Origin of the sequence: Streptococcus pseudopneumoniae (assembly GCF_001072665.1) — a bacterium.
Taxonomy (GTDB): Bacteria; Bacillota; Bacilli; order Lactobacillales; family Streptococcaceae; genus Streptococcus; species Streptococcus pseudopneumoniae_S.
This window is the reverse complement of record NZ_JVJI01000053.1, coordinates 26,331-34,813: the sequence shown is the minus strand read 5'-3', so window position 1 is coordinate 34,813 and position 8,483 is coordinate 26,331. Positions and strand designations below refer to the sequence as shown.

The 8,483-nt window shown below is 39.9% G+C and carries 6 protein-coding genes; 4 read left to right on the top strand and 2 right to left on the bottom strand.

The genetic code is table 11. The features are described from left to right. Positions 1 to 84 precede the first annotated feature (84 nt). Positions 85 to 567, bottom strand: coding sequence for an S-ribosylhomocysteine lyase (locus ADH52_RS03425; RefSeq protein WP_049510097.1), 483 nt, complete (start codon positions 565 to 567; stop codon positions 85 to 87). 94 nt (positions 568 to 661) lie between these two features. Next, positions 662 to 2,146 (bottom strand): DUF1846 domain-containing protein, encoded by a 1,485-nt coding sequence (locus ADH52_RS03420; RefSeq protein WP_049510096.1) that lies wholly within the window; start codon positions 2,144 to 2,146, stop codon positions 662 to 664. 152 nt (positions 2,147 to 2,298) lie between these two features. Between ADH52_RS03420 and ADH52_RS03415 the strand changes: the two genes are divergently transcribed. The 4 genes from ADH52_RS03415 (at position 2,299) to cps4B (ending at position 8,481) form a co-directional block, all read left to right on the top strand. Further along, positions 2,299 to 3,906: a glycoside hydrolase family 13 protein gene (locus ADH52_RS03415; protein ID WP_049510094.1), complete on the top strand. Its 1,608-nt coding sequence runs from the start codon at positions 2,299 to 2,301 to the stop codon at positions 3,904 to 3,906. Positions 3,907 to 4,102: 196 nt separating this feature from the next. Further along, positions 4,103 to 6,061, top strand: a complete 1,959-nt coding sequence (locus ADH52_RS03410) for a peptide ABC transporter substrate-binding protein (RefSeq protein ID WP_049510092.1) — start codon at positions 4,103 to 4,105, stop codon at positions 6,059 to 6,061. Positions 6,062 to 6,302: 241 nt separating this feature from the next. Next, positions 6,303 to 7,748: an LCP family protein gene (locus tag ADH52_RS03405; RefSeq protein WP_049510090.1), complete on the top strand. Its 1,446-nt coding sequence runs from the start codon at positions 6,303 to 6,305 to the stop codon at positions 7,746 to 7,748. Between the two features lies 1 nt (position 7,749). Then, on the top strand, positions 7,750 to 8,481 hold the full coding sequence (gene cps4B, locus ADH52_RS03400) for a capsular polysaccharide biosynthesis protein Cps4B (protein WP_049493112.1): 732 nt from the start codon (positions 7,750 to 7,752) through the stop codon (positions 8,479 to 8,481). Positions 8,482 to 8,483: the final 2 nt, after the last annotated feature.

The window sequence follows — 8,483 nt, the reverse complement described above, 5'->3', positions numbered from 1 at the left end:
CTGTGCAATACAGAACTAAATCCTTTACTTAAATTATTTGTCTAACTTTTTGGGGTCAGTACAAAGCTGGTTTCTTTTTTATTATTAGATGACATGACGTTCAAAGGCATCATCTGAAATCCCTTGTTCAAGGATGAGTTTTGCCCATTCTTTAGCAGAAAAGAGGCTGTGATCCTTGTAGTTACCGCAAGATTCGATGGTTGTTCCAGGGACGTCTTCCCAAGTAGTAGTTTCAGCGATTTCTTTGAGCGAATCCTTGATAACAGATGCGATTTCAGCACTGGTGTGGCGCCCCCACATAATCATGTGGAAGCCTGTGCGGCAACCAAATGGTGAACAGTCAATCATGCCGTCGATGCGGGTACGGATGAGTTTGGCTAAGAGGTGCTCGATAGTGTGAAGGCCAGCAGTAGGGATAGAGTCTTCATTGGGTTGCACTAAGCGAATATCATAATTGGAGATGACATCTCCCTTTGGCCCTTTTTCCTCCCCAATCAAGCGAACATAGGGTGCCTTAACAATGGTGTGGTCAAGTTCAAAACTTTCAACAATAACTTCTTTTGGCATGGTAAATCCTTTCAGTTTTCTAATTTCATTATAACATAAAGCCGGCTCTTGAGGCAGAGAGAAAACCTCTCCGAGGCTGGAGAGGTTGAAATCTTTATTTACGATACAAGCGGTCGTATTGGTAGTATGGGTCAAAGGTTACATTGATACCCAATTTACGGAGGACATTCTTGTCTTCATCTGTCAAGATGATGGTTGAGTGAGCTTCGCTTCCTTTGAGATTACCGAGTTCTTCCATAGCGCGAGCAGCGTCAGGATTTTCCGTAGCTGTGATAGCAAGTGCAATCAGGATTTCATTTGAATGAAGGCGTGGATTGCGGCTACCGAGATGATCGATTTTAAGACCTTGGATTGGCTTAACAACTTCAGGCTCGATTAGTTTTACTTCTTTAGCAATGTCAGCTGATTTCTTGATGGCGTTGATAAGAGCAGCGGCTGTAGGGCCAAAGAGCTCTGAGTTCTTACCAGTGACAATTTCTCCGCTTGGCAATTCAAGGGCTAGGGCTGGTCCACCAGTTTCTTCTGCTTTTTGACGCGCAACGACAGCAACCTTACGGTCTACAGGTGTGATGCCGAGGTCATTCATAAGCAACTCGATTTTCTTGACAGCAGCTTCGCCGACTTTTTCGGCTTTAAAATCAAGAACAGTTTGATAGTAACGGCGGATGATTTCTTGTTTAGAAGCTTCGACAGCAGCTTCATCATCTGTAATAGCGAAACCAACCATGTTGACACCCATGTCTGTCGGTGAAGCGTATGGAGATTCACCGAGGATACGTTCTAACATGCGCTTGAGCACTGGGAAAATCTCGATATCACGGTTGTAGTTGACAGTGGTTTCTCCATAGGTTTGGAGATGGAAGGGGTCAATCATGTTGACATCATCGAGGTCTGCTGTAGCAGCCTCGTAGGCCAAGTTGATTGGGTGATGAAGGGGGAGATTCCAGACTGGGAAGGTTTCAAACTTAGCGTAGCCAGACTTGATACCATTGATTTGGTCGTGGTACATATTTGACATACAGGTTGCCAATTTTCCAGAACCAGGTCCAGGAGCGGTTACGACGATCAAGTTGCGACTGGTTTTGATGTAGTCGTTTTTCCCCATACCTTCTGGCGAAATGATGTGATCCATATCCGTCGGATATCCTTTGATTGGATAATGAAGATAAGAATCGATACCATTTTTCTCAAGTTGGTTACGGAAGGCATCTGCAGCAGGTTGGCCAGCGTACTGTGTGATGACAACGGAGCCAACAAAAATCCCTAATTCATTGAATTTGTCAATCAAACGAAGAACTTCTTGGTCATAAGAAATGCCCAAGTCACCACGTGCTTTGGAATGTTCGATATTGCTAGCATTAATAGCAATCACAACCTCAACCTGCTCTTTCAATTCTTGTAAGAGCTTGATTTTGTTGTCAGGCTCATAACCAGGAAGAACGCGAGCAGCGTGGAAATCTTCTAACATTTTGCCGCCAAACTCCAAGTAGAGCTTGCCGTCAAATTGGTTAATGCGCTCCAAAATATGGTCGCGTTGTAAATTCAAATATTGTTCAGAACTAAAAGCTTGTTTTTTCATTTTTTTACCTCTGACCTCTATTATAATAAAAAATTGGAAGTTAGGAAACTATGGAGTTAAAAAAGGAATCAAAAAGATTAGGCAAACGCTTGCACAAAATTCTGAAAAGCGCTATCATAGACTATAGATTATTAAAATAATGAGGTAAGAAGATGCAAGAAAAATGGTGGCACAATGCCGTAGTCTATCAAGTCTATCCTAAGAGCTTTATGGATAGCAACGGAGATGGAATTGGCGATTTGCCAGGAATTACCAGTAAGTTAGACTATCTCGCCAAGTTAGGAATTACAGCGATTTGGCTTTCTCCAGTTTATGACAGTCCTATGGATGATAATGGCTATGATATTGCTGATTATCAAGCGATTGCAGCTATTTTCGGAACCATGGAGGATATGGACCAACTGATCGCGGAAGCTAAGAAGCGTGATATTCGTATCATCATGGACTTAGTGGTCAATCATACCTCAGATGAGCATGCTTGGTTTGTTGAGGCCTGTGAAAATCCTGATAGCCCTGAACGAGACTACTATATTTGGCGGGATGAACCTAACGACCTAGATTCTATCTTTAGTGGTTCTGCTTGGGAATACGATGAAAAGTCAGGTCAATACTATCTTCACTTTTTCAGTAAGAAACAGCCGGATCTCAACTGGGAAAATGAAAAGCTTCGTCAGAAAATTTATGAGATGATGAACTTCTGGATTGATAAAGGCATTGGCGGCTTCCGTATGGATGTTATTGACATGATTGGGAAAATTCCTGACGAGAAGGTAGTCAATAATGGTCCTATGCTCCATCCCTATCTCAAGGAGATGAATCAGGCGACCTTTGGAGATAAGAATCTCTTAACAGTAGGAGAAACTTGGGGGGCAACGCCAGAGATTGCCAAGCTCTACTCTGATCCAAAGGGTCAAGAATTGTCTATGGTCTTCCAGTTTGAGCATATCTGTCTTCAGTATCAGGAAGGTCAGCCTAAATGGCACTATCAAAAAGAGTTGAATATCGCTAAGTTAAAAGAGATTTTCAACAAATGGCAGACAGAATTAGGAGTTGAGGATGGTTGGAATTCCCTCTTCTGGAACAATCATGACCTCCCTCGTATTGTCTCTATCTGGGGAAATGACCAAGAATACCGCGAAAAATCTGCCAAAGCCTTTGCCATCTTGCTTCATCTCATGAGAGGAACTCCTTATATCTACCAAGGCGAGGAGATTGGGATGACCAACTATCCGTTTGAAACACTGGACCAAGTAGAAGATATTGAATCCCTCAACTATGCGCGTGAAGCTCTTGAAAAAGGCGTTCCGATGGAAGAAATCATGGACAGTATCCGTGTCATTGGTCGTGACAATGCCCGTACCCCTATGCAATGGGACGAGGGCAAAAATGCTGGTTTCTCAACAGGTCAACCTTGGTTGGCAGTGAATCCAAACTATCAAGCAATCAACGTTCAAGAAGCGCTGGCAAATCCCGATTCTATTTTCTATACTTATCAGAAACTGGTTCAAATCCGTAAGGAGAATAGTTGGCTAATTCGAGCTGACTTTGAATTGCTTGATACGGCTGACAAGGTTTTTGCCTATATCCGTAAAGATGGCAACCGTCGATTCCTAGTCGTAGCTAATTTGTCCAATGAAGAACAAGACTTGACCGTAGAAGGGAACGTCAAATCGGTCTTGATTGAAAACATCGCGGCTCAAGAAGCATTTGAAAAACAAATCTTGGCTCCATGGGATGCTTTCTGTGTGGAATTACTATAAACATTTTTTACAGAAAAATCTAAAAATCGAAATCGTATAAAAACAAGGGAGGACTGTATGAAAGGCAGAAATCCTTTGTTTTTTTATGGCAAAGATTTATAAACTTTCATTCTAGAAATTCAATTAACTTTACAAATTTCCACTATTTTGGTAAAATAAACCTATGTTATAAAAACTAACATAAAGGAGAAAGAAGATGACTACAAAAAAGCGTATCCTTAGTGCAGGCCTGACTGTTGCAGCTGCTTTGCTTTTAGCTGCTTGCGGACAATCAGGTTCAGATACAAAAACTTACTCATCAACCTTTAGTGGAAATCCAACTACATTTAACTATTTATTAGACTACTACGCTGATAATACAGCCATTATTACCAACCTAGTTGATGGCTTGCTTGAAAATGACAATCACGGGAACTTAGTTCCGTCTTTGGCAGAAGACTGGTCTGTTTCAAGCGACGGTCTGACTTATACCTACAAACTGAGAAAAGATGCCAAATGGTTCACGGCTGACGGTGAAGAGTACGCCTCAGTCAAAGCACAAGATTTTGTGACAGGTATCAAGTATGCAGTGGACAATAAATCACAGGCCATTGACTTGATTCAAAACTCGATCAAGGGTTTGAATGATTATATTACAGGAGCGGATTCTGATTTCTCTAAGGTTGGGGTGAAAGCTATTGACGACCAGACTGTTGAGTATACTTTGGCACGTCCAGAGCCTTACTGGAATTCAAAAACAACCAATAGTATTCTTTTCCCGGTAAATGAAGAGTTTTTAAACTCAAAAGGGAAAGATTTTGGGACCCTATCTCCAGATAGCATTCTCTACAGCGGACCTTATTTGTTAAAAGATTTCACATCAAAATCATCTATCGAGTATGTGAAAAATCCGTATTACTATGATCATGACAAAGTATCAATTGAACACGTGAAATTGGCCTATTTTGATGGTTCAGACCAAGAATTGACCATCCGTAACTTTGAAAGTGGAGCTTATTCTATCGCTGGGGTTTATCCAAATAGTTCTAACTTCGCCAAGACCAAGGAGAAATATAAGGATAATATCGTCTATAGCTTGCAAGACAAGACTTCTTGGTATTTTAATTTCAACGTCAACCGTAAGGCCTACAATCACACTGCTAAAACGACAGATGAGCAGAAGAAGTCAACTGAGACAGCTGTCTTGAACAAAAACTTCCGCCAAGCGGTGAACTTTGCCTTGGACCGCGCAGCCTATTCTGCTCAGTCAAATGGGGAAGAAGCAGCTAGCAAGACTCTTCGTAACACCCTAGTGCCTCCAACATTTGTCCAAGTTGGAGACAAGACCTTTGGAGAAGTAGTCGCTTCTAAATTGGTTAACTATGGCACAGAATGGTCAGGTATGAACTTGGCAGATGCTCAGGATGCCTATTTCAACAAAGAAAAAGCCCAAGCAAAATTTGCGGAAGCTAAAAAAGAATTGGCAAGTCAAGGTTTGACTTTCCCAATTCACTTGGATGTGGCAGTTGATCAGACAAGTAAAAACGCTGTGACAGGTATGAACTCTGTTAAGCAGACACTTGAGTCAGTTTTAGGTGCTGATAACATTGTCATTGATGTTCAGCAACTTTCAACAGATGATTTTAATAATGTAGCTTTCTTGGCACCGACACCAGCTGATCGTGACTATGATTTGAACTTTGATGGTTGGGTAGGTGACTACCAAGATCCGTCAACTTATCTCAATCCTTTCAATGCTGAGGATGGGTTCTACCTCAAGATTTTTGGTTTAGATGCTCAAGAAGATAAAGCTAAGATTGCTAGCTTGGGGCTTGATACCTACACCAAGATGCTCAAAGATGCAGATAGTGAAAATAAAGATGTAGCCAAACGCTATGAAAAATATGCTGAAGCACAGGCTTGGATGATTGACAATTCTCTGATTATGTCAGCTATGTCGAGCGGTGGAACAGCATCTGTAACCAAAGTAACGCCATTTACAAGAGGTTATTCACTAGTCGGCATCAAGGGTGACGGCAATAACTACAAGTACATGAAGCTGCAAAAAGATACTGTAACAACCAAACAGTATGAAGAAGCTAAAATCAAATGGGAGCAAGAAAGCAAAAAAGCAATCGAAAAAGCCCAAAAAGAAGCAGAAAATCATGTTAAATAATGATGAGCGAGGTTCCGTAAGGGACCTTGTTTGTTATATTTTTGATTCGTATTCCTCTGTCTATGAAACGAGAATGTCAAAATAGGAAACGATAGATACTTTACAGGTTATAAAAAAACAATTATTCCTTCGGAGTACATTTAGAAGATATATTGAAAACGCTGATAAAAAAAGGAATAAATGGAAATTATTTCATGATTGTGATATAATAATTCTGATAATCAACATATAGGGGAAAACTATGAATAAACGTTCAAAAAGAGCCCGTTCGGGTAAAGTTAAGCGGAGCATTAATATAGCTTTATTAACCATTTATGTATTATTGGGTGGTTTTTTGCTGTTCTTGATTTTTAGACATAATATATTGGCGTTTAGATACCTGAATGTTATGACGGCAGCTGTAGTGATTTTGGTCGCTTTAGCGAGTCTGCTTTTGATCATTTATAGAAAAGCAGAAAAGTTTACAATTTTCTTTTTAACACTAGCTATTTTAATGAGTTCAGTTTCTTTTTTTGCACTGCAACAATTTGTCGGCTTTACTAGTCATATCAATTCTACGTCAAATTACTCAGAATACTCAATGAGTGTTGTTGTTCTGAAAGATAGTGACGTTCATAATGTCACGCAATTAGATAGTGTTACAGGACCTACGGATACTGATAATGATAATATTCAAAAATTGATAGCTGATATCAAAACTAGTCAGAGCAAAGAATTGACGGTTGAACAAAGCACCTCATACCTTGCAGCTTATAAGAGCTTGGTATCAGGTGAAGCAAAAGCGATTGTCTTAAATAGCGTCTTTGAAAATATTATAGAATCTGAATACCCTGATTACGCATCAAAAATTAGGAAAATCTACACTAAAAATATCACCAAAGAAGTAGCTGCTCCTAAAGTTTCTAAGAACAAATCCTTCAATGTCTATGTGAGTGGTATTGACACTTACGGACCAATTAGTTCAGTTTCTCGTTCAGATGTCAACATTTTGATGACTGTTAATCAAGATTCAAAAAAAATTCTATTGACAACAACCCCTCGAGATTCTTATGTTCCGATTGCTGACGGCGGGAATAATCAAAAAGATAAGTTGACTCATGCAGGTATTTATGGAGTTGACTCCTCTATTCATACTTTGGAAAATCTTTATGGAGTTGATATTAATTACTATGTTCGTCTAAACTTCACTTCGTTCTTGAAATTGATTGACCTCCTTGGTGGAGTTGATGTCTATAATGATCAAGAGTTTACCGCTCATACAAATGGGAAGTTCTATCCTGTAGGGAACGTTCATCTTGACTCGGAGCAAGCTCTTGGTTTTGTGCGTGAGCGCTATTCTTTAGCTGATGGGGATCGTGACCGTGGTCGTAATCAACAAAAGGTGATCGTCGCAATCATACAGAAATTAACTTCTACCGAAGCATTGAAAAATTATAGTGATATTCTTCAAGGTTTGCAAGATTCCCTTCAAACAAATATGCCTATCGAAACGATGATGGATTTGGTTAATACTCAATTGGAGAGTGGTGGCAGTTATAAAGTCAACTCTCAAGACCTCAAAGGTACAGGTCGAATGGGACTTCCTTCTTATGCTATGCCAGATAGTAACCTCTATATGATGGAAATCGATGACAGTAGTTTAGCAGCTGCTAAAAGTGCGATACAAGATGTGATGGAGGGAAGATGATATGATTGATATCCATTCTCACATTGTCTTTGATGTAGATGACGGGCCAAAGTCTATAGAAGATAGCAAAGCCCTTTTAAGAGAAGCGTATAATCAAGGGGTTCGGATGATTGTTTCGACTTCCCATCGTCGAAAAGGGATGTTTGAGACTCCAGAAGAAAAAATAGCGACGAATTTTTTAAAGGTTCGTGAGATTGCTAAAGAAGTGGCAGATGATTTGGTCATTGCTTACGGAGCAGAGATATACTATACTCCAGATGTTCTAGAAAAATTAGAAAACAAGCGCATTCCTACTCTCAATAACAGTCGTTATGCTTTGATTGAATTTAGTATGAATACACCCTATCGCGATATTCATAAAGGATTAAGCAATATTTTGATGTTGGGGATTACCCCGGTGATTGCTCATATTGAACGTTATGATGCTCTGGAAAACAATGAAAAACGTGTTCAGGAACTGATTGATATGGGATGCTATACGCAAGTAAATAGTTCTCATGTTCTAAAACCTAAGCTCTTTGGTGAAACCTATAAATTCATGAAAAAGAGAGCCCAATATTTTTTGGAGAGAGACCTGGTTCATGTCATTGCAAGTGATATGCATAACCTAGATAGTAGACCCCCTTATATGGAGGAGGCTTATCAGATTATTTCTAAAAAGTATGGTAGGGGCAAGGCGGAAGAGCTATTTGTAGAGAACCCTAGGAAAATTATAATGGATCAAATAATTTAGGA

Coding starts and splice junctions, on each gene's coding strand:
- ADH52_RS03425 (WP_049510097.1), bottom strand. CDS start 567: ATGCCAAAAGAAGTTATTGTTGAAAGTTTTGAACTTGACCACACCATT.
- ADH52_RS03420 (WP_049510096.1), bottom strand. CDS start 2,146: ATGAAAAAACAAGCTTTTAGTTCTGAACAATATTTGAATTTACAACGC.
- ADH52_RS03415 (WP_049510094.1), top strand. CDS start 2,299: ATGCAAGAAAAATGGTGGCACAATGCCGTAGTCTATCAAGTCTATCCT.
- ADH52_RS03410 (WP_049510092.1), top strand. CDS start 4,103: ATGACTACAAAAAAGCGTATCCTTAGTGCAGGCCTGACTGTTGCAGCT.
- ADH52_RS03405 (WP_049510090.1), top strand. CDS start 6,303: ATGAATAAACGTTCAAAAAGAGCCCGTTCGGGTAAAGTTAAGCGGAGC.
- cps4B (WP_049493112.1), top strand. CDS start 7,750: ATGATTGATATCCATTCTCACATTGTCTTTGATGTAGATGACGGGCCA.